Consider the following 23373-nt stretch of genomic DNA (forward strand, 5'->3'; position numbering starts at 1 on the left):
CGTGTCTTCCTCGCCCCGGCTAGGCCTGGCCGTGGAAGTCGAGGAACACGGTCTCGTCCTCGCCCTGCAGCCGGATGTCCCAGTGGAGCGAGCCGTCGGCGAGGCGCTCTGCGACGAGCGTCTTGCGGCGTGCAGGCTCGAGGGCGGACAGGACGGGGTCGTTCGCGAGGGCCTCGGTGTCCTCGGGCAGGTACACGCGGGTGAACAGGCGGTTCAGCAGGCCGCGGGCGAACACGGTCACGGCGATGAACGGCGCCTTGCCCGGCTCGGTGGGTCCGGGGTTGACGGTCGTGAAGACGTACTTGCCCGTGTTGCCCACCGCGACGCGGCCCCAGCCGGTGAACGTGCGGCCGTCGCGGACCAGCGAACCGGTCTCGGCCACCACGTTGCCCTTGGCGTCCGCCTGCCAGATTTCCAGCAGCGCGTCCGGGATCGGTTCGCCGTGGCCGTCCAGCACCGTGCCGTGCAGCGTGATGCTGTCCGGGGAGCCCGGCGGGACGAGCTCCCCGCCCTTCTCGAACGGCAGCGCGAAGCCGTAGAACGGGCCGATGGTCTGCGCGGGGGTCTCGGTCAGGCTGGTCTTCGTGCTGTTCACGTTCTCAGTGCTCATCGTCGCCCTGCTCTCCGTAGGCTTCGTTCTCGGTCCAGGTGCGCTTCGGGCCGGTGAGGACGATGTCCCACTCGTAGCCGAGCGCCCACTCGGGCGAGGTCAGGTCGTGGTTGTACTTGGCGATCAGGCGATCGCGGGCATCCTGGTCCACGATCGACTGGTAGATCGGGTCGAGCGGGAACAGCTGGTCGCCCGGGAAGTACATCTGCGTGATGATGCGCTGCGTGAACTCCGAGCCGAAGAGGCTGAAGTGGATGTGCGCCGGGCGCCACGCGTTGAGGTGGTTCTTCCACGGGTAGGCGCCGGGCTTGATGGTGAGGAACTCGTAGGAGCCGTCCGGGCCGGTGATGCAGCGGCCGACGCCGGTGAAGTTCGGGTCGATGGGGGCGGGGTGCTGGTCGCGCTTGTGGATGTAGCGGCCGGCCGAGTTGGCCTGCCAGATCTCCACGAGCTGGCCCGCGACGGGGTGGCCGTCGCCGTCGAGCACCTTGCCGCGCAGCACCATGCGCTCACCGAGCGGCTCGCCGTTGTGCTGGATGGTCAGGTTCGACTCGAGCGCGTGCACGTCCTGGTGGCCGAACGCCGGGCTGTAGAGCTCGATCGTCTCGGGATCGGCGTGGTGCAGGCTCTTGGTGGGGTGCCGCAGGATCGAGCTGCGGTACGGGGCGTAGTCGACGCGGGGCTGCGTCTCGGCGGGTGCCCCTGCGGCGCGCCCGGCCTTGTAGGACTCCTCGATGTCCCGGATCTCCTGGCTGACGATCGCCTGATTGTCAGCCGCGGCGTCCGATGACTTGACGGGCTCGCCCATGGGCTCTCCTCCTCTAGCTTCCTTGCAGAGTCGTTTCTCAGCAGAGTGCCCCGCACTTCGCCTGGCATCCTCTGTCAGAGTAGCGCGATGTTCGCATCCTGCACAAGTGTTCGACATGCGAACACGATGTGCCGCCGAGGACGTGCGGGGCCGTCCTGCCAATGTAGGACCGGCCCCGGATGTGATCTATAGAACTTCCGATGAACGGAAGAAGTCGATGGATGCGCTGCAGTGCGCCCGTTTCGCCGCCCTGCCCTGCGGGTACTGGAGGCAGATGCTGACGGGAGCCGTGGCCATGGGCCACGCGGCGAAGGTCTTCTCCTCGACCCACTGGTTCGGGATCCCCATCGCGCTGCTCGGCGCCGTCTTCCTGGCCTTCGGGACCATCTTCCAGGGCCGCGGGGTCGGCGCCCACGGCGCCCGTGAGACGAGCCTGCGGACCCTCGCGCGCAGGCCCGTCTGGCTCGCCGGGAGCGCGATGCTCGGGGCTGCCGTGCTGCTGCAGCTCGCGGCCCTCCGGTTCTCTCCCCTCATGGTGGTCCAGCCGATCGGCGCCGCGGCGCTCGTGGTGACGGCCCTCGCCAACGCCCGCGGGTCGCGCCAGGCACCCGGCGGCCGGCAGACGGCGGCCATCCTGCTCAGCGTTGCCGGCATCGCCGCGTTCGTCGCCGTGGCCTCGGCCTCGGCGCAGGACGTCGAGATCAGCGACGCGCACCTGCGCACTATCCTGGTCCTCCTCGCCGTGGCGGTCGGCGCGGGGCTCTTCGTCAGCGCCCGGAACCGCTCGCGTCCCAACGCCACCCTGTCAACGGCCGCGGCCGGTGTGCTCTACGGCTTCGTCGCGACCCTCGTGAAGGCCGTGATGGGCCGGCTCGTGCAGGGGGACTTCGCGTGGCTCTCGATCGTCGGCGTGGCGGGACTCGCTGTCGCTGTCGTCATCGGCGCCCGGCTCGTCCAGAAGGCCCACGCCGGGGGCAGCGACGAGCTCGTCGTGGCCGGCCTCACCGTCGTCGACCCGATGACGGCGGTCGGCCTCGGGATCGCCGTGCTCGGCGAGGCCGACGCCGCCCCGCCGGCCGCCTTTGCGGGCTTCCTCGCCGCCGGAGCCGCCGCCGTGGCGGGCGTGTGGCTGCTCGCGAGGCCCGCGGGCCGGCGCCGGTCCGCCGCGACAGGCGGCCGGACCGGGGAAGGATGACGGGCACGGGGAAACGGGACGCGTAGGGCCGCCACACAGAAAACGACCCGGCGGCCAGAAGGCCGCCGGGTCGTTCCGCGCGAGGAAATCAGGCGCGGCGCTGCTTGCGCACGAAGCCGAGGGTCGCAACGATCGCGACGCCGAGGACGAGGGCGCCGGCACCGATCCAGACCATGAGCATCGGGAGCGAGGCACCCGTCTCGGCCAGGGCGGCGCCACCGGCGTTGCCCATCGAGGCGCTCGTGCCGGTGTTGGCAACGCTGGCCGGGACAACCGTGATGGTGGCGGTGCCGACGTTGCCCGAGGTGAGGCCCTTGGCGGTCAGGGTGTAGGTGCCCGAGGCGTCGGCCGGAAGGGTGACGTTGAAGGACACGGCACCCGTGGCGGAGGCCTGCTTGGTGAACTGGGTGGTGACCGCGGCCTTCACGACCGAGAGGGTCACTGCCGTGTTCCCGGTCACGGAGGCGCTGACCTCCTCGTTCGGGGCGAAGGAGCCGGCAGCGAAGTTGACGGTCACGGTGCCGCCGGGCGTCGCATCGCCGGCGACGGTGATGTTGTTGCTCACGACGTAGGCGGCGTTGGCGGCGGACGGCGCAGCGACCAGCGCCGCAAAGGCGACGGCTAGGACTGCGATGGCTTTCTTCAGCATCACGAGGCTCCCCCAGAAGGATTGATAGTTAACAGTCAGTTCTGCAACCGCCCGCGACTAAGGCGCTACACGGACACGTTACCGACCTACATCTTTGCATGAAAGGGCCGCTTGAGAAAAGGCGGGCTTATTAACAGTTGGTGTCGAAATCAATCCCGGCGTTGTTTCCGCGTGCTCGTCACCCAGGAATTGGAGGCGTAGGGTCGTCGAGGCACCGGGGGCCAGCGATATGTAGGTCTGTGCGACGGGGTATCCGCCGTCGGCGTCGCGATGCACATTGAGCGGCTTCGAATCCTTCCAGGCGCCGAGGAAGACGGCGGACTGGGGCGCGTAGACATTCACCTGGGTCTTCACAACTCCCGCCGGGACCCCGAACACGCCGCCGCCGGTCACATATCTCGGAAGGGCCGTGGCCGCGTCCGCCGGGGCTGTGCTCGTCAGCGTCACCTCCACCTGCCAGGTGGGCCTCCCGTCCTGGCGGCACATGGCCCCGCCCACGCGGTAGGCCTCGCGGAGGTAGTAGTCCATCTTGGCCCCCGTCGCGTCATTGAGGTACACGCCGAAGGATTCCTTGGAGGAGCTGGAGGCCGGCGGCCAGCCGGAGAGGTCCGCGGCCGCGATCGCGTCCTGCTCCTGCTGGTTCGGGCTCCACCCGAGGAGCCTCCGCTCCGAGGCCGCGTGGCCCAGGGCATCCAGCATGGCCTTCGGCTGGAAGCCTCCGGCGGCGACCTTCTGGAACACGGCCGCGGCGGCCGTGGCGAAGAACTCGTCCTTCTGCTGCACCACGCGGTAGTCGGCATAGGCATCGCTGAGGAGGAGCTTGACGGCGTTGCCGCTGTCCATCGTCTCCCCGCCCGGGAGCTTGACCGGCCCCGTCGCCTTGAGCAGGTAGCCGAGGGCCACGGGGTCGAGGGAGAAGACTCCGTCCACCTTCTGCCCGAACTGGCGTCGCCACATCTCGGTGGCGAGGCGGGCGCTCAGGGGAAACTGCGGGGTGAGGTTCACGTCCTGGAAGTACTGGCCGGTGATCGGCTCGTAGAGGCCCTGGGTCTGGTCCGACAACGGCAGGACCGGTTCCTGGAACGACCCGATGTTCTTGGCCGCCGACTGCCGTCCGAGCGAGATCTTCCCGTGGTCCACCCGGACCTCGGCGGCAGCGCCGGGGATGCCTCCCGTGGCCCGCAGCTCTGCGTTGTTCTGGAAGAGCACCAGATACGTGCGCGGGGCGTCGCTGCCCAGCATGGCGGGGAGCACGCTCGTGGCCGTGTCTGCGGCGGAGACCTGCTGCGCCGCCTCGTCCACCACGGTCTTGAAGCGCTCGAGCCCGTCGCGGACCGGGGGAAGGGTCCCGTTCCCGGGCGTGAGCGTCGCGAGCTGGGCGGACGCGTCCTGGAGCGCCTTGTCGGCCTGGACGATCGCGGGGCGCGCGGCCGTGACCGGCTTCAGGTCCACGGCGCCGTGCGACGGCTTCAGGCTGGCGGGGCTGAGGGTTCCCGCGACGTCGGCCAGCGGCAGCACCGCCTGATGCGTGACGGTGCCGAGGATGTCCGCAAGCTGGGAGACCGTCGAGAAGTTGCTGCCGACGAACGGCACGTGGCCCGCGAGGCTCCAGATCGGATCATCCACGTAGGAGCGGCCCGCGTCGACGTGGGCGGCGAACTGGCGGGCGGAGTCCTGGGCGTCGCCGCCCTGGCCCGCCACCACCTGGGTCTGGACCACCTTGGCCAGTCGCTGGGCCTCGGCGATCTCCTTCTGGGCCAGGAACGCGCGCACCCCGAGCCAGGCGCAGCACGCGAGCAGGAGCAGCACCACGACTGCGGCGCCCGTTGCCCACCCCCCCTTCCGGCCCCGCGGCCAGCGCAGGCGGCGGCCGGAGCGCGAACCGTCCGCGCGCCGTAGGCCGCTCTCGGCGGAAACCTCGGCGTGCGCCTCTGACGACGACCTTCTCCGGCGCAACGACTGGTCCTTCCCCCTGGGCCACACGGCAGCGAACGCCCCGGTCCCGGCGATCCTGCCGTGGCGGCGACCTTCGGCACCGCCATCCTACGGGACCGCCGTGACAGGCCCGGTGATAGCCTTCGATCCGTGCGCCGCCGGGCGCCGGATGCCCGCGATGACGGCCCTCGTGCCGCCCTGTGAGTGGAGGACCATGGTCACGAAGACGCGCCGCCGCGTGCCGCGGCTCGTGTGGGCTGGGCTCGGGCTGGTCGCCGCGGTGCTGTGCGGCTGGACGGTGGAGGCTGCGGCAGCCGCCCGCCTCGACCCCGCCCTGCTGGGGGTCGCCGCGTATGTGCTCGTCTGGGTCCCGCTGGTCCTCGGGCTGGCCCTGAGCTTCGCCGGGGAGACCCTGCGCGATGCGGCCGCCTTCCTCGGGCTGCGCTTCCGCCCGATGGACCTCCTGTGGGGCGTGGGCATCGGGTGCCTCGCCCGCGCGGCGGACGCCCTCGTCCGGATGGCCGCCACCGGATCGACCGGTCTGGCGCCCCAGCCCACCCTGAGCTCGATCGGCGGCCTTGGCGTGCAGGCGGTCGCCCTCGGGATCATCGCGCCCGTGGTCATCGCACCGGTCCTCGAGGAGACCTACTTCCGCGGGCTCGTGCTGCGCTCCCTGGCCGGCGCGCTCGGCCGGCTCTCCGCCCCGGCCAGGTGGGCCACCGCCGTCGTCATCACCGCGGCCGCGTTCGCCCTGGTCCACGCGCTGCTGCTGGCCGGGACCCCGGGCGAGGCGGTGCTCACCGGCGTCTCGACGTTCCTCTTCGCGCTCCTCGCGGGGGCGGTCGCCGCCGCGACCCGGCGGCTCGGCGGCGCCATCGTGGGGCACGTGGTCTTCAACGGGCTCGGCGTCCTGCTGACCTGGGCCGTCTGACCCAGCCGCGTGCCGAGTAGCTACGGGGCCGGGGGGGCGGATCAGGCCTTCGGCTGGCGCCCGATCAGGCAGGTCCCCTGGGCGACCGGCGCCGCGACCTCGGTGGAGATGCTCGCGTCCGATCTGACGAACTGCCCCACGAGGCAGTCCCCGCCGACCCGGACCGCGACGGTGAGGACGGGGGCCTGCAGGTTGGCGCTCGTCTGGTCCGCGCTGCGCTGCATCGCCGAGGGCGCGAAGCCCGCGGCCTTCAGCGCCCCGGTGAGGGTCGCTGCGTCGACCGAGGAGGACGACGCCGACCGCGCCGCACCGTCCAGGGCCCGCGTGAACGCCTCGAGGTTCTCCGCCGCCGGGGCGCCCGGGTCGAACCGGCTCAGGGTGCGCGCGGGCGAGGGCGTGGGAGCCGGGGTGGCCGGCGCACTGCCGGCGGGCGTCCCGGCCCCGGTCGGGGCGGTGGGGGCTGCCGTGGATCCCGCGGCGGAGCCGCGGGCCCCCGCCCCGAGGTCGAGTCCCTGCAGCGCGCCCGCGAGCCCGACGCCGCCGACCGCCAGGAGCACCGCCAGCACGGCCGCCCACACGAGGTTCTTCATCCGAGTATCCATGCCGCCCTCACGCGCCGCTGCCGACGGTGGCCTGGTCGTCGACGAAGGTCGCGGCGAGCCACGGGAAGACCCACTGGTCCAGGACGACCAGGAGCACCGCGACCATCAGTGCGAGGACCAGGACCCGGACGAGGGTGGGACCGGGCAGGGACCTCCACAGGGCTCGGTACATGTCAGCCGTCCTTCGCGAGGATGGGGGCGAGCTCCGCGGGCGGTGCCGTGTCGAAGCCCACGAAGGTGCCGTAGGCGGCCAGGCGCTCGAGCGGCGGGAAGATGGCCGGGTAGCACGTGGTCAGGGTGATGAACCGCTCGCGCGCGGCCGCGCCGGACACGGTGGGCACGGTGGGCACGGCGTTGAGGACGTCGATCGCGTCCGGCTGGACGAACTGGAAGTTGCGGAACGTGTACGTGTACCAGCCGAGGGAGGTCTGGATGTAGACCTTGTCGCCGAGGCGGAGCTTGCTCAGGTTCAGGAAGCTGTTGCCGTAGCCGATGTCGTGCGCGGCCACGGCGAAGTTCCCCTGGCCGCCGGGCATGGCCGTCCCGGTGTAGTGGCCCACGCCGGCCGTGACGCTGTTGAGGACCCGCTCCGTGTCCACGGACTGCCGCACGATGCGGCGCCAGCCGTCGCCGAGGCGCGGGATGTAGATGACGCCGATCGTGTCAGCCACCGCGGGGGGCTCGGCGGCGACCGGAATGGTGGCCGCTGCCGGAGCGGCCTTCGGGCCGGCGGCGCCGCCCGAGGGCCGGGGTGCCGGGGCCGTCTGGGGGGCCGCCTGCGGCTTGGCCCTGAGCTGCTGGGTGAGCTGCCTGCTCTGCTCGGCGGCGACCTTGTCCTGGCGCAGCCCCACCACCCAGGGGTTGACGTACGCGTACCAGACGATGAACAGGCCGATGATCACCGCGAATGTGATCAGCAGCTCTCCGGTCACTCCGAGGGCCTTGAGCAGCCCTGTCCGGTCTGCCGTACCGCGTCTCGCCGCCACGTTCCTCCCCCACAGCTTCCGCTCCCAGCCCTTCGAGGATACAAGCTCGGCCGCGCCGCTCGTGCCCGGGGCCATGCGGGCGGGGCTACCGTGAGGACCATGGCCACGCCCGATCCCGTCCGCATTCCCTACGGCCCCCATCCCGACCAGTGGGGCGACCTGTACCTCCCGGCTCCCGGCGCGCAGCCCGGCGCGCGGCCCGGACCCGGCGGCGGGCGCGACGACGGCGGGTGGCGAGGGGTCGCGGTCGTGATCCACGGCGGGTACTGGCGGGAGAAGTACACGGCAGAGCTCGGCGTCCCGGTGGCCCGGGACCTCGCCGCACACGGCATCACGGCGTGGAACCTCGAGTACCGGCGGGCGGCCGCGGACGGACCGGACGGCACGCGCACCGCGGGCGACGGCGGGTGGCCGGCCACGTTCCTCGACGTCGCCGCCGGGATCGACCGGCTCGCCGACGTGGCGGGCCTCGGAGTCCTCGCGGACGACGACGCCGCGCGGCTCGCGGGGCTGCTCTCGGCCGGGCGGGTGGTGGGCCTGGGACACTCGGCCGGCGGGCACCTCGCCGTCTGGGCGGCAGGGCGCCACCGGCTCCCCGCGGGCGCGCCCGGCGCGGGGCCGACAGGATCGGCGGGCGCGGCAGGATCGGCGGGCGAGGGGCCGCGGGTGGCGCTGAGCGGCGTCGTGAGCCAGGCGGGCGTGCTCAGCCTCGCCGAAGCGGAGGCCCGCGGACTCAGCAACCACGCGGCACGGAACCTCATGGGCGGGGCGTCGACCGACTCTGCAGAGCTCGCGCGGGCGTTCGCCCTGGCCGACCCGATGAGCGCGCTGCCGGTCGGGGTGCCCGTCCACGCGGTCCACTCGCGCGACGACGAGGCGGTCCCGTTCGCCCTCTCCGAGGCCTATGTGGCCGCAGCCCGGGCGGCCGGCGACCCGGCCGTGCTGCACGTGACCACCGGCGACCACCGGGCCGTGATCGACCCCGGCCACGAGGCGTACCAACTGTGCCGCTCGCTTGCGGAGGAGCTGCTCGGCTGAGGCCGCGTCGGCGCTGGGGCATCATGGGCGGGTGGGCATCCTGAAGACCGCCGTCCTGTTCGTCCTCGCCGCCGCCGCGGAGATCGGCGGGGCCTGGCTCGTGTGGCAGGCCGTACGCGAGGGCAGGCCGTGGTGGTGGGCCGGACTCGGCGTCATTGCGCTCGGGATCTACGGGTTCGTCGCCACCTTCCAGGACGACGCCAATTTCGGCCGCGTCCTCGCGGCCTACGGGGGCGTGTTCGTGGCGGGGTCGCTCGCGTGGGGCATCGTGGTGGACGGCTTCCGCCCCGACCGGTGGGACGTCCTCGGGGCGCTCGTGTGCCTGGCCGGGGTCGCCGTGATCATGTTCGCCCCCCGCTCCGGGATGTAGGTGACCCCTCGAGCGCGCGCAGGTGACTCCCCGACGCAGGGACATGACCCCACAACAATGGGACATGACCCCTCAACGTTGAGGGGTCATGTCCCTGCGCTGAGGGGTCATGTCCCTGTCATTCCCCCAGCCCGAGGGTCAGGCGAGGTCCCCGAGGGCGTCGCGGATCGCCTCCATGCCCGCCTGCAGCTCCGCGAACGAGGTGCTCAGCGGCGAGAGCCCGATCCGCAGCCCGTGCGGCGGCCGGAAGTCGGGGATGACCCCCTGCTCCCACAGCAGCGCCGTGACCTCGCGGAAGCGCGGGTGGTCCACGGTGATGTGCGAGCCGCGCTCCGCCGGATCCCGCGGGCTCGCGAGCTCGACGCCGAGCGGGGCCAGGAGCGCGTCGTGCAGGGCGATGGCCCGCTCGGTCAGGGCCACGGACTTGGCCCTGACCGCGTCCATGCCGGCCTCGGCGACGAGCTCGAGCATGTGCTTGAGCGGCTGCATCGCGAGGATCGGCGGGGTGCCCGTGATGAAGCGGCGCACGTCGCCGGCCGGCTCGTAGGCGTGGGTCATGCCGAACGGGTCGGCGGCCCCCATCCACCCCCAGATCGGCTGACGGAGGCGACCCTGGAGGTCGGAGCGGACGTACGCGAACGCGGGCGCCCCGGGGCCGCCGTTGAGGTACTTGTACGTGCAGCCGACCGCGAGGTCCGCGCCCCAGGCATCCAGCTCCACGGGCACGGAGGCGGCCGAGTGGCACAGGTCCCACAGGATCAGCGCCCCGACGTCGTGCGCCACCCGGGTGACGGCGGCGGCGTCGGCCATGAACCCCGAGCGGTACGCCACGTGCGAGAGGAGCACGACGGCGGTGCGCGGCCCCGCGACCGCCGCGACGTCCGCGGGCCGCACCCCGGTGAGCGGGTCCGCCTCGATCCAGACGATCCGGGCGCCGCGCTCGGCGGCGATGCCCTCGACGATGAACCGGTCGGTGGGGAAGTTGTCGCGGTCGAGGACGATCTCGGTGCGCCCCTCCCCCGCGGCGGCCTGCGCGTCCAGCGCCGCGCGGAGGAGCTTGTAGAGCAGCACGGAGGTCGAGTCCGCGACGATCGTCTGGCCGGCGGCCGCGCCGAGCACCACCTCGCCGAGGCGGTCGCCCACGGACGTGGGCTCGTCCATCCACTCCTCGTCCCACGCGCGGATGAGCCGCTCGCCCCACGGGCCGGCCACGAACTCGGCGAGCTTCGCAGGGGTCTCGGCGAGCGGACGGCCCAGCGAGTTCCCGTCGAGGTAGGCCACGACCGCCTCGCCGTGCGGGCCGGCAGGGCGCAGGAAGCGGTCGAGGAACCGCGCGAGGGGATCGGCGGCGTCGAGCGCGGCGGCGGTGAGGTCGCCCGCGGCGGCGGCCAGGGCGGCGTCGTACTCGGAGGCGTCCATGCTCACGGCTCAGGCTCCGATCTCGGTGCGGACGGCGTACAGCTCGGGGAAGAACGTCAGGTCCAGGGCGCGCTGGAGGAAGCCGACGCCGGAGGACCCGCCCGTGCCCGTCTTGAACCCGATGGTCCGCTGGACCGTGCGCAGGTGCCGGAAGCGCCAGAACTGGACGTTGTCCTCGACGTCCACGAGCGCCTCGCATGCCTCGTAGAGGCCCCACGGGGCGTCGTCGGACTCGTAGATCTGCCGGAACACCGGCACGAGGGCCGGCTGCAGGGTCCAAGGCTGGGTGACGTCACGCTCGAGGATCTCGGCCGGCACGGCGTAGCCGGCGCGGGCGACCGCTCGCAGGAACTCGTCGTAGACCGTCGGCTCCGAGAGGAGCCCCTCGAGCAGGGCCTGGGCCTCGGGCTCGGAGCTGAAGACCTCGAGCATGCGCCGGTGCTTGTTGCCGAGGATGAACTCGACGGCGCGGTACTGGTACGACTGGAACCCCGAGGCGTTGCCGAGGAAGCCGCGGAACTGTGCGTACTCGCGCGGGGTGAGGGTGGCCAGGACGGTCCACTGGTCCGTGAGCTGCTTCTGGATCGCCTTGACCCGGGCCAGGCACTTGAGGGCCATACCGAGGTCGTCGGCGGCGAAGCGCGCCCGGGCCTCGCGCAGCTCGTGGAGCATGAGCTTGAGCCACAGCTCCGAGGTCTGGTGCTGGATGATGAACAGCATCTCGTCGTGGTGCTCGGGGGCGCTCACCGGGTGCTGGGCGTGCAGGAGCCGCTCGAGGTCGAGGTACCTGCCGTAAGTCATCGCGCCGCGCAAGTCGGTGCGGATGGACTCTTCGATGTCGCGGACGCCGTTGGCCACGGGTTCTCCTTGCCTGATGTTCGTGGTCGGCCCCTTGTGGGGGCCGTCACACGATCGTAGCGGGAGCGGCCGGTGCCGAATCACCGCCCATCTTGACCGATGCGGGGCAGCGGTCCGACAGTGTCCACTGTGAGGCGCGAGGCGGTCCGCGAATACTTGGCCGGTGCGCTCTGGGCGATGCCGACTGCTGCGGTCATCCTTGCGCTCATCGTCGGGGCCGGACTGTCCTCGGTCCTCGTCGATCCCGCCTCTCCGCTCGCTGTCCTCCTGTTCCAGGGGACGTCCGACGACGCGCGCAACCTCCTCGTGAGCATCGCCAGCACCATGGTCACAGTCATCGCCCTCGTGCTCGGCCTCACGGTGGTGGCTCTCCAGCTCGCGTCGACGCAGTTCAGCCCGCGGCTGCTGAGGAACTTCCTCCGCGACATCCCCAATCAGCTCACCTTGAGCATCTTCGTCGCGACCTTCGCCTACAGCACGGCAGGGCTGTACACCGTCGGCATTGCCAGCGGGCAGCGCGTCGAGACCTACCCGCGCCTCGCCGTCAGCGGCGCCCTGTTCCTTCTGTTCGTCAGCATGGTCATGCTCGTCTTCTTCGTGCATCACCTCGCCCATTCGATCCAGATCGACCAGGTGATGAAGGGCGTCGAGAAGGCGACGCTGGCGGTGCTTGAGCGCTCCTTCATAGCGGGAGATCCGCAGATGAGCCTCCCTAGGCCGCCCGAGGACGCTGCCGTCCTGTCGGCGACGCGGTCCGGGTACGTCCAGGCAATCCATGCCGAAGCCCTCGTTGGGGCCCTGGAGGCCAGGGGACTGAGCGGCCGGATCGTGCCCATGGTCGGACGCCACGTCATCGCCGGGACGCCGCTCGCGTGGGTTTGGTACACGGACAGCACCGGCCACCGTCCCCTCGATCCGCAGTCTCGGGCCGAGCTGCGCCGGGCCCTCATGCGAACGGTCAGGGTCGGGTACGAGCGCACCCTCGAGCAGGACATCGCCTTCGGCATCCGCCAGCTCGCCGACATCGCGTCCAAGGCGCTCTCGCCCGCGGTGAACGACCCGTACACGGCGAACCAGGCGGTGGACCATCTGGCCTCGATCCTCGCCGCCCTCACCGTCCGGCAGCACGGCCCCTACGCCGTGAAGGACCGGCAGGGACTGGTACGGCTGCACGTGCCCGCGCGGGACTTCGAGTACCTCCTGGAGCTCGCCCTCGGCCAGGTGCGCCGCTATGGGGCCAACGAGCCGCGCGTGGTGCGCGCTCTCCTGCGGTTATGCCGCGATGTCGGATCGCTCAGCGGGGAGGACCACCGCACCGTCGTCCGGCGCTACGTCGAGACGCTCCGCGACGACGTCCGGCGCATGGTTCCCCAGGCTGCGGACCGCGAGCCCCTGCTCGCGGAAGGGGCCGCGGTCCTGGCAGCGCTGGCCTGACTCCCGGGGGCAGACCGCGGAGGGCCCTTGCGTGCGCGGCCGCCCGCGCGTCGTGCGCTCTGCTTTTCTCGGCATCCTCCCTGCGTCTTCCCTCCATCGCCCAAACGGCGTAGACACGGGAGGGACAGCCCGCCCATCCCCAAGGAGCACCACCATGCGCTACCGCAAGCTCGGCAGTTCGGACCTCGAAGTCTCGGAGATCTCCCTCGGCTCGTGGCTCACCTTCTCCGGCGGCATCGAACAGGAGCAGACCCAGGCCTGCACCGAGGCCGCGTTCGACGCCGGCATCAACTTCTTCGACACCGCGAACGTCTACGGGCGCGGGGCGTCGGAGACCGCGTGGGGCGACATCCTCTCGGCTCATCCTCGCGACTCCTACATCCTGGCGACCAAGGTCATGGGCCAGATGTCCGACGACCCGGCGGAGTCCGGCCTCTCCCCCGCGCAGATCGCCAAGCAGATCGACGCCTCGCTCTCGCGGCTGCAGACGGACTACGTGGACCTCTACCAGGCCCACCGCTTCGACACGTCGGTGCCGATCGAGGACACCGTCGAGGCCTTCCAGAAGGTCGTCGAGCAGGGCAAGGCCCGCTACCTCGGCTTCAGCGAGTGGACCCCGGAGCAGATCCAGGCCGCGATCGACATCGCCGGGCCGGACCTCTTCGTGTCCTCGCAGCCGCAGTACTCGATGCTCTGGCAGGCGCCCGAGGCCGAGGTCTTCGGGCTGTGCGCGGCCAACGGCATCTCGCAGATCGTCTGGTCCCCGCTCGCGCAGGGCGTCCTCACCGGCAAGTACAGGCCCGGCCAGGACATCCCCGCGGACAGCCGCTTCGCCAACGACTCCATGAACATGGCCAAGGACCTCGTGCTGTCCGACCCAGTCCTCGAGGCCGTGCAGCGCCTCGTCCCCATCGCCGAGAGCGCCGGGATGAGCCTGCCGACCATGGCCCTCGCGTGGGTCCTGCGCCGCAGCGAGCTCGCCTCCGCGATCACCGGCGCGTCCCGCCCCGAGCAGGTGCACGCGAACGCGGCCGCGTCCGGGGTGGAGCTGTCCGCGGACGTCCTCAGCGCGATCGACGAGGCCCTCGGCGACGTCCCGGTCCGCGGACCGAGGCTTGCACCCAACGCCCGGGAAGGGGTCCTGCACCGGGGGTGACGGGCGCAAGCCAGGCGGGTGAGCCGGCCGGTGCGGAAGGCGAGGGCGCGCACCGGCGGTGACCGCACGCCGTCGTGCGCCCGGCCGCGCTGCGCCCCAGCCCGCCTCAGGCCCCCGGCTTGCCCGCGATCCAGGGCCGGGTCACCCCGAGCACGCGCTCCCCGTCGAGGTCGGCGAGCGAGGCGCCGACGAAGCGGACCGCGGCCTCGGAAGTCTGCCAGCGGAAGCGGTAGTCCGCTGAGGTCGCGGCGTCCGCGATCGCCGCCCCGGCCTCCGCTGCGGTCTGCGCTCCGGCGAAGGCGCCCGAGGTGCGCGCGAGGTAGGCGTCGAGCTGCGCGCCGTACGCGCCGACATCGGCGGGCCGCTCGACGTTCGCGACGAACTCGCTCGCCACCGCGGCCGGCTCGACGACGCTCACGCGCACGCCGAAGGGCTCGACGACGGGCGCGAGCGACTGCATGAAGCCCTCGACGGCGAACTTCGCCCCGCAGTACGCGTCCGCGAACGGCTGGCCGACGGCGCCGCCCACGCTCGTCACGGTCACGATGCGGCCGTGGCGACGCTCCCGCATGCCGGGCAGGACGAGCTTGGCCAGGTGCACGGGCGCGAGGTAGTTGACCTGGAGCTGGTCCCGGACCACGTCCATCGGCAGCTGCTCGGCCGTCCCGACGCAGCCCCTCCCGGCGTTGTTGACCAGGACGTCGATCCGGCCGTGGTCGGCGGCCACGGCAGCGACGAGGGCCTCCGCGGCGGGGTGGTCCACGACGTCGAGGGCGCGGATGTCGAGCACGACGCCGGCCGCCTCGGCCGCCGCTCGGAGGGCCCCGGCCCGCGTGGTGTCCCGCATCGTCGCGACCACGGTCAGGCCGCGGCGGGCGAGTTCGACGGCGGCGTGCAGCCCCATCCCGGACGAGGTCCCAGTGACGAGCGCAACTTCAGGCATGCGCACACGGTATCCGAGCGCCGTCCTTCCGCAGCGCGAAGTCTGGGATCCGAGACCCCTGCCAGAGGGCACGGGGGGCGGCCGGAGGGGTCCATTGCCCGGCCTTGTGGCGCGCCCCACTCCTCGCGTACCATCGTTGTGAGCGATATTAGAACACGGTGTTCCATTATCGAACACTCAAGATATCGGACAGGCAATGCGATGGCGAGTGGTCGCCACCCCACAGAGAAGTGAGGAAACCCGTGCAGTTCCACCATCACGGCTACGTCTCCACGAACCCCAAGGTTCAGCCGGCCGCGGGCGTCGGCCTCAACCGCCCCGAGGAGCTCCCCGACCAGGTCGACGTCCTGATCATCGGCACGGGCCCCGCCGGCATGATCACCGCCGCGCAGCTCTCCCAGTTCCCGGACGTGACCACGCGCATCATCGAGCGCCGCCCCGGCCGCCTCGAGATCGGCCAGGCGGACGGCATCCAGGCGCGCAGCGTCGAGACCTTCCAGGCGTTCGGCTTCGCACCCGAGATCATCGCCGAGGCGTACCACATCACCGAGATGAACTTCTGGAGCCCGGATCCCGAGGACCCGCACAACATCGTGCGCACCTCCCGCGCGGTCGACGACGAGATGGGCATCAGCGAGTTCCCGCACCTGATCGTGAACCAGGCCCGCGTCCTCGACTACTTCGCCGACGTCATGCGGAACTCCCCGACCCGGATGACCCCGGACTACGGCTGGGAGTTCCTCGGCCTCGAGATCGGCGAAGGCGAGTACCCCGTCACCGTGCGGATCGTCGGCTCGGGCGCCGAGAACCAGGGCCAGGAGCGCACCATCAGCGCCAAGTACGTGGTCGGCTCGGACGGCGCGCGCTCCAAGGTGCGCGACGCGATCGGCTGCGAGATGAGCGGCGACCGCGCCAACCACGCGTGGGGCGTCATGGACGTCCTGGCGAATACGGACTTCCCGGACATCCGCACCAAGTGCGCCATCCAGTCCCACGACGGCGGCAGCATCCTGCACATCCCGCGTGAGGGCGGCTACCTGTTCCGCATGTACGTGGACCTCGGCGTGGTGCCGGACGACGACCACGGCAAGATCCGCCAGACCCCGCTCGAGGAGATCATCGCCCGCGCGAACAAGATCCTCCACCCGTACAGCGTGGACGTGAAGAGCGTCGCCTGGAACAGCGTCTACGAGGTGGGCCACCGCGTGACCCACCGCTTCGACGACGTCCCGACCGAGCTCGCCGGCACCCGCACCCCCCGCGTGTTCATCACCGGCGACGCGTGCCACACCCACAGCGCCAAGGCCGGCCAGGGCATGAACGTCTCGATGCAGGACGGCTTCAACATCGGATGGAAACTCGGCCACGTCCTCGAGGGCCGCAGCCCCGAGAGCCTGCTGTCGACCTACACCGCCGAGCGCCAGGTCATCGCACAGAACCTCATCGACTTCGACCGCACTTGGTCCTCGATGATGGCCAAGAAGCCCGAGGAGTTCGAGAACCCCCAGGAGCTCGCCGACTTCTACGTGCGCACCGCGGAGTTCCCCGCCGGATTCATGACCGAGTACACCGAGTCCATGATCGTGGGCGCTCCCAAGCACCAGGCCCTCGCCACCGGGTTCCCGGTGGGCAAGCGCTTCAAGTCGGCCCGCGCCGCCCGGATCTGCGACACGAACCCGCTCCACCTCGGCCATCTTGCCGCGGCGGACGGCCGCTGGCGCATCTACGTCTTCGCCGATGCCGCCAAGCCCGGCACGCCCGACTCGACGCTCGCGAAGTTCGCGGACTGGCTCGCCACCGACCCGGCCTCCCCGGTCGTCGCGACCCCGGACGGCCTGGACCGCAACGCGTGGTTCGACGTCAAGGTGGTCTACCAGCAGGACCACCGCTCCTTCGACCTGAACGACGTCCCCGCCGTCTTCAAGCCCCAGGTCGGCGAGTTCGGCCTGAACGACCTCGAGAACGTCTTCGGCACCCTGGCCGACGACGACATCTTCGCCGAGCGCGGGATCGACCGCGACGGCGTGGTCGTGGTGGTCCGTCCCGACCAGTACGTCGCCGACGTCCTGCCCCTCGCGGCCACCGACGAGCTCGGCGCGTTCTTCGCCGGCGTCCTCAAGGGCCGCACGGCCGCGCAGGTCTGAGCGGGCCGACCGGCCGCATCGCGAAGCACGACGGCGCGGGGTCGCCTTCCGTACGGGAGGCGGCCCCGCGCCGTCGTCGTCCGCGGAATGTTTCCCTCCAGCACCGAGGGGGAAAAGCCGCACCACAGGAAGCGCCGTGTGGTGAAGGAGGAACCGCGATGCTCACCAACGCAGACCTCGAGGACCTCAAGGACGGCCACGGGGACGTGGTCTCCCAGGACGGGGAGAAGATCGGCGGCATCGGCGACTTCTACCTCGACGACGAGACCGACGTCCCCACATGGGTCACCGTGAAGACGGGGCTCTTCGGGACCAAGGAGTCCTTCGTGCCCCTCGAAGGGGCGAGGATCGCCGAGGAGAACCTCGTGGTCCCCTACACGAAGGAGCACGTCAAGGACGCCCCCGGGGTGGACGCGGACGAGCGGCTCGAACCCGGCGAGGAGGACCGCCTCTACCGCCACTACGGCCGCTCCGCCCCGACGGCGCTGGCGGACACCGAGCGCGCGCAGAACGAGGTGGCCCTGCAGGAGGGCCCGGTCGGGAAGCAGCTGCGGGAGGGCCGCCTCCGCAGGCACCCGCTGGGAACCAGCATGAACCAGCCGATCCCGGTGCGGACCACGCCCGCCGACGGCACCCCGGTCGAGAAGGACAAGGAGTCCTCATGAGCACGGATCCCACTGAGGGACAGGACGTGACCGGGCCTCCCGCCGGCGATGGACGGGCTCCTGGGAGCCAGCCGATCGGCAACCCCTCGCCAGCGCGCCCCGCCGCCCGGCCTGGCTCGGCCCCGCCTTCCGGAGCGCCCGAGGCGCGGCCCTCCGGAGCGCCCGAGGCGCAGCCTGGCCGGCAGGGCGTGTCCCGCGCCGGGGCCACCTGGACCGCGGTCATCGCCGGGCTCGTGGTGTTCATCCTGCTCGTGGTGTTCTTCATCCAGAACCAGGACATGGTCCAGGTCCACTTCCTCGGCCTGATCGGGCCGGTGCCGCTGGGCCTGGCGCTGTTCATCGCGGCGGTCGCCGGCGGGGTGCTCGTGGCGATCGCCGGGGCCATCCGGATCATCCAGCTCCGCGCGGCCGCCCGCCGGGCCCGGCGCAGCACGCCTCCGGCCCGTTAAGGACCGGCCCGCTGAGGGCTGGGCGGCTGACGGCCGGCCCGGCCGGGGACGAGGCGCCGCCGCTCCTCGCGTGCTGCGGGGTCAGCGCCGCCTCCCGCCGCCGGCGAGCGCCGCTCGGACGTTCCCCGCGAGGTGGATGAGGACGGCCACCACGAGGAAGGCGGCCAGCACCTCGCCGGTGGTCACAAGCACGGCCGGCCAGCCGCCGTCGAGCGTCGGATCGAGGAAGGTGTACACGTACCAGCCGTCGATCCCTCCGCGGATCCACGAGAACGCGAGGAACGCCGCCGGGTACGCCATCCAGGCCAGGGGGCGCCACCAGCGGCCGCGGACGGTCCGGGTGACGGGGATCCAGTCGAGGGCCATCACGAGCGGGACGATCCGGTGGTGGATCATCTGCGGCCAGTACAGGTCGAGCGTCCACCATGGCTCCTCGGGCGGCGCCACGAGCACCACGTAGACGATGCCCGTCATGACCAGGTAGAAGGCCAGGGCGCCGAAGAGGTGGTCCCACCAGCGCGGGAGGCGGGTGCGGGGCCACGCCGCCGAGCCGATCAGGAGGAGCGCTGCTGCCAGGTTGGACTGGACCGTGAACTCGGAGTAGAGCTGGGGGACGTCGACGTCGTTGGTCGGCAGGGTCGCATCGAGGGTCTTCTGGATGAGGGCAACCAGCGCCGCGACCCCCACCAGGGCGCGTGCGAGGCGGATCCAGAGGCGGTCCGGATCCAGCGCATGCTGTGCCCCGGGGGCATGGGCTCCCGAGGGGAGCAGGGTCGGTGTCCCGTGCATCGCCCCAGTGTGCTCCGGCTGGGGGGCGGGGCCCAGAGACGAAAGTACTGTGGGCCCGGGCGTCCAGACTCCCGGGCGTCCCGGCTCGGGAGGCGGCCCCACCGCTCAGGGGGCGGCCCCACCGCTCAGAACCCCGAGGGCATCCTGGGCGTGTAGTGCTCCTCGAGGGCCGAGGCCTCGTCCTCGGTGAGCGCCAGGTCGAGGGCAGCGGCGGCGTCCGGGAGATGGTGGGGCTTGGTCGCGCCGACGATCGGCGCGGCCACCACCGGATTGCGCAGCACCCAGGCGAGTGCGACCTGTGCCATGGGTACGCCGCGGGCCTCCGCGACCTTCTGGAGGGCGTCGACGATCGGCCTGTTCACCTCCCCGGAGTAGCGGCTCTGGAGCGGGTCCGTGGTGGCGCGCTCGGTCTGCTGGTCGCTCCAGGGCCGGGTCAGGCGGCCCTTGGCGAGCGGGCTCCACGGGATGCTGCCCACGCCCGTCTCGGCCAGCAGGGGCATCATCTCGCGCTCGTCCTCGCGTTCCACGAGGCTGTACTGGTCCTGCATGGACACGAAGCGCGTCCAGCCGTTGGCTTCGGCGGCGTGCTGCATCGCCTGGAACTGCCAGGCCCACATGGACGAGGCTCCGAGGTAGCGGGCCTTGCCGGCCTTGACCACATCGTGCAGCGCCTCCATCGTCTCCTCGACCGGGGTCTCGGGGTCGAAGCGGTGGATCTGGTACAGGTCCACGTAGTCGGTGCCGAGGCGGGCCAGGGACGCGTCGATCTGCTCCATGATGGCCCTGCGGGACAGGCCGCGGCCGCCGGGTCCCTCGTGCATGGGGAAGAAGACCTTCGTGGCCAGCACCACGTCCTCGCGCCGCGTGTACTCCTTGATGGCGCGGCCCACGATCTCCTCGCTCGAGCCGTAGCCGTAGACGTTCGCGGTGTCCCAGAAGGTGATGCCGAGCTCGACCGCCTGGCGGAACAGCGGCTCGGCCGCGTCATCGCCGAGGGCCCACTCGTTGTAGCCCCGTGAGGGGTCGCCGAAGCTCATGCAGCCGAGGGCGAGGCGGCTCACGCGGAGCCCGGAGGTGCCGAGGCGGGTGTACTGCATGGGAGGGACGTCCTTTCGTCAGCGATACGGATGAGACCGACGCTACGCCGCCGGGCCACCACGAGGGAGGCCCTGGCAGGGCGAGGATCGGACGGTTGAACCGCCCCGACCGGATGTCCGAGGCTGGGGGGATGAGTGAAACCGTCTGCCGTGTCCGCATCCGCTGCGCACCCGAGGCCCTGTGGTCCGCGCTCACCGACACCGACGTGCCCCGGCCGTGGATGGACGGTGGGACGGTCCACAGCTCCTGGGCTCCCGAGGCCGCCTACGAGATGCGGGCAGCCGGTGCAGAGGTGGCGCTCGGGCACCTCATCGCGATCGACCCTCCGCGGCGGCTCAAGGCGACCTTCGACCCCCGGTGGGACCCGGCCGTGGTGAACGAACCGCCGGGAACTCTCGAGTACCGCATCGAGGACGCGGAGGAGGGCGTCTGCGAGCTCACGGTCACGATCGCGGGCCTGCAGGGCGCCTCGGCGGCGCGGGTGGAGCGGGAGACGCCCGGGACCTACTCCCGCCTGAAGGAATGGATCGAGGCCGGCAGCGCCCAGGGCGCCGGGTAGGACTGCGGGCCCCGGGGCGGACCGGAGGGGACCCACAGAAGCTGACTCCCAGGAGGTCACCCTCAGAAGCGGGCTCACTCGGTCTCCTGCTGGCGGGCCAGGCGCACCTCCTCGGCGTCGAGCTCGCCCTCGATGGTGCGCAGCACCGTGTCGTCGATCGTCTTCTCGTCCCGCAGGCGCACCACCGTGGCCCGCTTGTGGCCGATCAGCGCAAGCCGCAGCCGGGCGTACTGGCGCGTGCGCACCACGGCCGGGTGGTCCTCGTCGTCGAAGCCGGCGGTCATCGCCGCCAGATGTTCGTCGTACTCGTGGTGGATGCGCTCGAGCACCTCGTCGTCCACGTTGATCTCGCGGGCCAGGTCGGGCAGCGCCTTGAACGCCTCCTCCGTGGCCGTGCGCTTGGCGAGCAGGATCTCTTCGGCGACCTTCGTGTCCTCGGGGATGCGGGACCACCGGATGACCCTCGGCAGCGCTGAGCCCTGCAGCGCCAGCGACGCGACCACCACGAAGGCCGTGACGAACACGATGGCGTCGCGCGCCGGGTAGTCCTGCGGGACCGCGAGCGCGACGGCGAGCGAGACGGCGCCCCGGACGCCCGCCGTCGTGCTCATGACCCGGGCGCGGTTCGTGGTGCGGAGCTTGCGCTGGTGGGGCCGGCGGTCCACGGCCCTGATCACGTACGCCGAGACCACGAGCACCGCGAGCCGCGTGACGAGGATCGTGCCGTACACCGCCGCGCCCACGAGCAGGACGGCGCCCAACGGCTGCCCGTGCCCGGACTGCCCGGCGAGGATTCCGCCCATGGAGGAGGGCAGGGCGAGGCCAACGAGCACGAACAGGGCGCCGTTGAGGAGGTAGCTGCCGATCCGCCAGACGGCGGCCGTCTGCTGGCGGGTGTAGGCGGAGATCGTGAGCGGCGCGGCCTGGGAGATGTACAGCCCGCACGAGACGACGGCGAGCACGGCCGAGGCGTGGATGAGCTCGCCCCCGAGGTATGCCACGAAGGGGGTCAGGAGGGTCGCGGCGTTGCCGGCGAGCGGGTTCTCGATGCGCCGGCGCACCGACAGCGAGGTCCACGCGACCGCGACGCCCACCGCCACGCCGCCCACGAACGAGTACAGGAACTCGCCCGTGACCATGAGCGGGGTGATCTCCACGGACCCGGTGGCGAATCCGACCGCGACGCCGTAGACCACGAGCGCCGTGCCGTCGTTGATGAGGCTCTCGGCGTGCAGCACGGTCATCTGCCGGCGCGGGAGGAGCCCGTGGGCGATCGCCGCCACCGCTGTCGCGTCCGTGGGCGCGAGGGCCGCCCCGATGATCCACGCCGGTCCCCAGTCCATCCCGAGCGCATGCGCCACCGCCGCGACGGCAGCCGCGGTGAGGACCACGAGCAGCGTCCCGCTGAGGATGATGCCGCGGATGAACCTGCGGATCTCGCGCAGCGACGTGGTGAGGCTCTCCCAGTACAGCAGGGCCGGGAGGAACAGCAGCAGGACCGTCTCCGGCGGCAGCCCCACACCGCGGAACTCCGGGACCAGGGTGAGCGCGAGGCCGAGGATCACGAGCAGGAGGGGCTGGGTGATCCTGATCCTGGGCGCGAGGAGGCTCGCGACGACCACCGCCGCGCCCAGGGCGACGACGAGTTCCAGACCGAGCATGTCCAACCTTTCGCGCAGGGCCCCGCACTGAATGTAACGCCGCGCCGCAGCCCGTGGGAGGCGCTCCCCGTCCGAGGACCGGCCCTGCCTCCCACGGACGGCCGCGAGCGCGTTGACTGGTGTGGTTACCCGCTGGACCCACGGAAGGAAACCCATGGACGTCTCACCCGTCTGGCTCATCACCGGCTGCTCCACCGGGCTCGGCCGCGCCCTCGCCGAGGCGGTCCTCGCCCGCGGCGACCGCGCCGTGGTCACCGCGCGCGACGCCGGCTCGGTCGCCGACCTCGTCGAGGCCCACCCGGACACGGCCCTCGCGCTCGCGCTCGATGTCACCGATGCTGCGCAGGTGGCCTCCGCCGCCGCGGCCGCGCAGGACCGCTTCGGGCGCATCGACGTGCTCGTGAACAACGCCGGCTACGGCTACCGGGCAGCGGTGGAGGAGGGCGACGACGCCGACGTGGCGCGCCTCTTCGCGACCAACGTGTTCGGCCCCGTGGCCCTGATGAAGGCTGTGCTCCCGGGCATGCGGGCCCGCCGGTCGGGCGCGATCGTGAACATCTCCTCGATCGGCGCTCGGCTCTGCCCGGTGGGCTCGGGCTACTACTCGGCCACCAAGGCCGCGCTCGAGGGCATCTCGGGCTCGGCCCAGAAGGAGCTCGCGCCGCTGGGGATCTCGGTGACGGCCGTGGAGCCGGGGGCGTTCCGGACGGACTTCGCGGGGCGTTCCCTGACGCAGTCGGCCGAGCCGATCCCGGACTACGCCCAGACCGCCGGGCAGCGGCGCAAGGAGCACGACACCGTCCACGGGACCCAGGCCGGCGACCCGGCCAGGGCCGCCCAGGCCATCATCGCCGCCGTGGACGCCGAGCAGACCCCGGCGTTCCTGCTGCTCGGCCAGGACGCCCTCGCCGGCTACCGGGCGGTCGCCGCGGCTCAGGCGGCAGAGGTGGCCGCGTGGGAGTCGGTCAGCGCGTCCACCGGGTTCGAGGACTGAGACTGAGGGGCTGGGGGCCGGGTGCAGCGGACGGTTCTGCTCAGAGTGGACTTGCTCGCACCCATCGGCCCGGCGTGTCT

Annotated in this window: 24 protein-coding genes; 11 read left to right on the plus strand and 13 right to left on the minus strand. The window is 71.9% G+C overall.

Annotated features, from left to right (window positions below; all coding sequences use genetic code 11):
* Positions 1 to 19: 19 nt before the first annotated feature.
* Together pcaG and pcaH are read right to left on the minus strand one after the other, a co-directional pair.
* Positions 20 to 610 carry a protocatechuate 3,4-dioxygenase subunit alpha gene (gene pcaG, locus ACYVKZ_RS08745; RefSeq protein ID WP_460991762.1) on the minus strand — a complete coding sequence of 197 codons (591 nt, stop codon included), beginning with the start codon at positions 608 to 610 and terminating at the stop codon, positions 20 to 22.
* Positions 600 to 1418, minus strand: coding sequence for a protocatechuate 3,4-dioxygenase subunit beta (gene pcaH, locus ACYVKZ_RS08750; protein ID WP_460991763.1), 819 nt, complete (start codon positions 1416 to 1418; stop codon positions 600 to 602). The genes pcaG and pcaH overlap by 11 nt, the downstream gene beginning before the upstream one ends.
* Positions 1419 to 1635: 217 nt before the next feature.
* On the opposite strand from pcaH, the gene ACYVKZ_RS08755 reads away from it, so the two are divergent.
* Entirely contained in the window at positions 1636 to 2613 is a 978-nt protein-coding gene (locus ACYVKZ_RS08755) for a multidrug DMT transporter permease (RefSeq protein WP_460991764.1), read from the plus strand.
* Between the two features lie 88 nt (positions 2614 to 2701).
* On the opposite strand, the gene ACYVKZ_RS08760 is transcribed toward ACYVKZ_RS08755, so the two are convergent.
* Positions 2702 to 3262, minus strand: coding sequence for a hypothetical protein (locus ACYVKZ_RS08760; RefSeq protein ID WP_307007464.1), 561 nt, complete (start codon positions 3260 to 3262; stop codon positions 2702 to 2704).
* 78 nt (positions 3263 to 3340) lie between these two features.
* Positions 3341 to 5074, minus strand: coding sequence for a DUF4012 domain-containing protein (locus ACYVKZ_RS08765; protein ID WP_460991765.1), 1734 nt, complete (start codon positions 5072 to 5074; stop codon positions 3341 to 3343).
* A 337-nt stretch (positions 5075 to 5411) separates the two neighbouring features.
* Between ACYVKZ_RS08765 and ACYVKZ_RS08770 the strand changes: the two genes are divergently transcribed.
* Complete coding sequence (locus tag ACYVKZ_RS08770) at positions 5412 to 6128, plus strand: CPBP family glutamic-type intramembrane protease (protein WP_307007466.1); 717 nt, start codon at positions 5412 to 5414, stop codon at positions 6126 to 6128.
* A 41-nt stretch (positions 6129 to 6169) separates the two neighbouring features.
* Here ACYVKZ_RS08770 and ACYVKZ_RS08775 read toward each other — a convergent pair whose 3' ends face one another.
* Genes ACYVKZ_RS08775 through ACYVKZ_RS08785 form a run of 3 tightly spaced genes read right to left on the minus strand, consistent with a single transcriptional unit; the run spans position 6170 to position 7791 of the window.
* Entirely contained in the window at positions 6170 to 6718 is a 549-nt protein-coding gene (locus tag ACYVKZ_RS08775) for a DUF6993 domain-containing protein (RefSeq protein ID WP_460991766.1), read from the minus strand.
* A gap of 19 nt (positions 6719 to 6737) precedes the next feature.
* The gene (locus ACYVKZ_RS08780) at positions 6738 to 6902 is read right to left on the minus strand and encodes a hypothetical protein (RefSeq protein ID WP_460991767.1); all 165 of its coding nucleotides are present in this window, start codon (positions 6900 to 6902) and stop codon (positions 6738 to 6740) included.
* 1 nt (position 6903) lies between these two features.
* A complete protein-coding gene (locus ACYVKZ_RS08785) occupies positions 6904 to 7791 on the minus strand; it encodes a class E sortase (RefSeq protein ID WP_460991768.1) in 888 nt (295 codons plus the stop codon).
* A gap of 24 nt (positions 7792 to 7815) precedes the next feature.
* Here ACYVKZ_RS08785 and ACYVKZ_RS08790 point away from each other — a divergent pair, with 24 nt between their 5' ends.
* Positions 7816 to 8754 carry an alpha/beta hydrolase gene (locus tag ACYVKZ_RS08790; RefSeq protein WP_460991769.1) on the plus strand — a complete coding sequence of 313 codons (939 nt, stop codon included), beginning with the start codon at positions 7816 to 7818 and terminating at the stop codon, positions 8752 to 8754.
* Between the two features lie 31 nt (positions 8755 to 8785).
* Positions 8786 to 9124: a YnfA family protein gene (locus ACYVKZ_RS08795; RefSeq protein ID WP_460991770.1), complete on the plus strand. Its 339-nt coding sequence runs from the start codon at positions 8786 to 8788 to the stop codon at positions 9122 to 9124.
* 138 nt (positions 9125 to 9262) lie between these two features.
* Here the strand turns inward: ACYVKZ_RS08795 and ACYVKZ_RS08800 are convergent, their stop codons facing one another.
* Together ACYVKZ_RS08800 and ACYVKZ_RS08805 are read right to left on the minus strand one after the other, a co-directional pair.
* Positions 9263 to 10543, minus strand: a complete 1281-nt coding sequence (locus tag ACYVKZ_RS08800) for a kynureninase (protein WP_460991866.1) — start codon at positions 10541 to 10543, stop codon at positions 9263 to 9265.
* A gap of 9 nt (positions 10544 to 10552) precedes the next feature.
* Entirely contained in the window at positions 10553 to 11344 is a 792-nt protein-coding gene (locus tag ACYVKZ_RS08805; RefSeq protein WP_460991867.1) for a tryptophan 2,3-dioxygenase, read from the minus strand.
* 234 nt (positions 11345 to 11578) lie between these two features.
* Here ACYVKZ_RS08805 and ACYVKZ_RS08810 point away from each other — a divergent pair, with 234 nt between their 5' ends.
* A complete protein-coding gene (locus ACYVKZ_RS08810; protein WP_460991771.1) occupies positions 11579 to 12835 on the plus strand; it encodes a DUF2254 domain-containing protein in 1257 nt (418 codons plus the stop codon).
* 154 nt (positions 12836 to 12989) lie between these two features.
* Positions 12990 to 13991, plus strand: coding sequence for an aldo/keto reductase family protein (locus ACYVKZ_RS08815; protein WP_460991772.1), 1002 nt, complete (start codon positions 12990 to 12992; stop codon positions 13989 to 13991).
* A gap of 106 nt (positions 13992 to 14097) precedes the next feature.
* Here ACYVKZ_RS08815 and ACYVKZ_RS08820 read toward each other — a convergent pair whose 3' ends face one another.
* On the minus strand, positions 14098 to 14934 hold the full coding sequence (locus tag ACYVKZ_RS08820; protein ID WP_460991773.1) for an SDR family NAD(P)-dependent oxidoreductase: 837 nt from the start codon (positions 14932 to 14934) through the stop codon (positions 14098 to 14100).
* A 242-nt stretch (positions 14935 to 15176) separates the two neighbouring features.
* On the opposite strand from ACYVKZ_RS08820, the gene ACYVKZ_RS08825 reads away from it, so the two are divergent.
* From ACYVKZ_RS08825 to ACYVKZ_RS08835, 3 genes are all read left to right on the plus strand, one after another.
* Positions 15177 to 17078, plus strand: coding sequence for an FAD-binding monooxygenase (locus tag ACYVKZ_RS08825; RefSeq protein ID WP_460991774.1), 1902 nt, complete (start codon positions 15177 to 15179; stop codon positions 17076 to 17078).
* Between the two features lie 158 nt (positions 17079 to 17236).
* A complete protein-coding gene (locus ACYVKZ_RS08830; RefSeq protein WP_460991775.1) occupies positions 17237 to 17743 on the plus strand; it encodes a PRC-barrel domain-containing protein in 507 nt (168 codons plus the stop codon).
* Complete coding sequence (locus tag ACYVKZ_RS08835; RefSeq protein WP_460991776.1) at positions 17740 to 18192, plus strand: LapA family protein; 453 nt, start codon at positions 17740 to 17742, stop codon at positions 18190 to 18192. Before ACYVKZ_RS08830 ends, ACYVKZ_RS08835 begins: the two co-directional genes overlap by 4 nt.
* Before the next feature lie 81 nt (positions 18193 to 18273).
* Here the strand turns inward: ACYVKZ_RS08835 and ACYVKZ_RS08840 are convergent, their stop codons facing one another.
* Both ACYVKZ_RS08840 and ACYVKZ_RS08845 read right to left on the minus strand, forming a co-directional pair.
* Positions 18274 to 18981: a Pr6Pr family membrane protein gene (locus tag ACYVKZ_RS08840; protein ID WP_460991777.1), complete on the minus strand. Its 708-nt coding sequence runs from the start codon at positions 18979 to 18981 to the stop codon at positions 18274 to 18276.
* Positions 18982 to 19106: 125 nt separating this feature from the next.
* Complete coding sequence (locus tag ACYVKZ_RS08845) at positions 19107 to 20078, minus strand: aldo/keto reductase (RefSeq protein WP_460991778.1); 972 nt, start codon at positions 20076 to 20078, stop codon at positions 19107 to 19109.
* Positions 20079 to 20209: 131 nt separating this feature from the next.
* Here ACYVKZ_RS08845 and ACYVKZ_RS08850 point away from each other — a divergent pair, with 131 nt between their 5' ends.
* A complete protein-coding gene (locus ACYVKZ_RS08850; RefSeq protein ID WP_460991779.1) occupies positions 20210 to 20638 on the plus strand; it encodes an SRPBCC domain-containing protein in 429 nt (142 codons plus the stop codon).
* A 74-nt stretch (positions 20639 to 20712) separates the two neighbouring features.
* Here ACYVKZ_RS08850 and ACYVKZ_RS08855 read toward each other — a convergent pair whose 3' ends face one another.
* Positions 20713 to 22299: a Na+/H+ antiporter gene (locus ACYVKZ_RS08855; protein ID WP_460991780.1), complete on the minus strand. Its 1587-nt coding sequence runs from the start codon at positions 22297 to 22299 to the stop codon at positions 20713 to 20715.
* A 154-nt stretch (positions 22300 to 22453) separates the two neighbouring features.
* On the opposite strand from ACYVKZ_RS08855, the gene ACYVKZ_RS08860 reads away from it, so the two are divergent.
* Positions 22454 to 23293 carry an oxidoreductase gene (locus tag ACYVKZ_RS08860; RefSeq protein ID WP_460991781.1) on the plus strand — a complete coding sequence of 280 codons (840 nt, stop codon included), beginning with the start codon at positions 22454 to 22456 and terminating at the stop codon, positions 23291 to 23293.
* Positions 23294 to 23373 lie beyond the last annotated feature (80 nt).

Source organism: Sinomonas soli, from assembly GCF_054782415.1.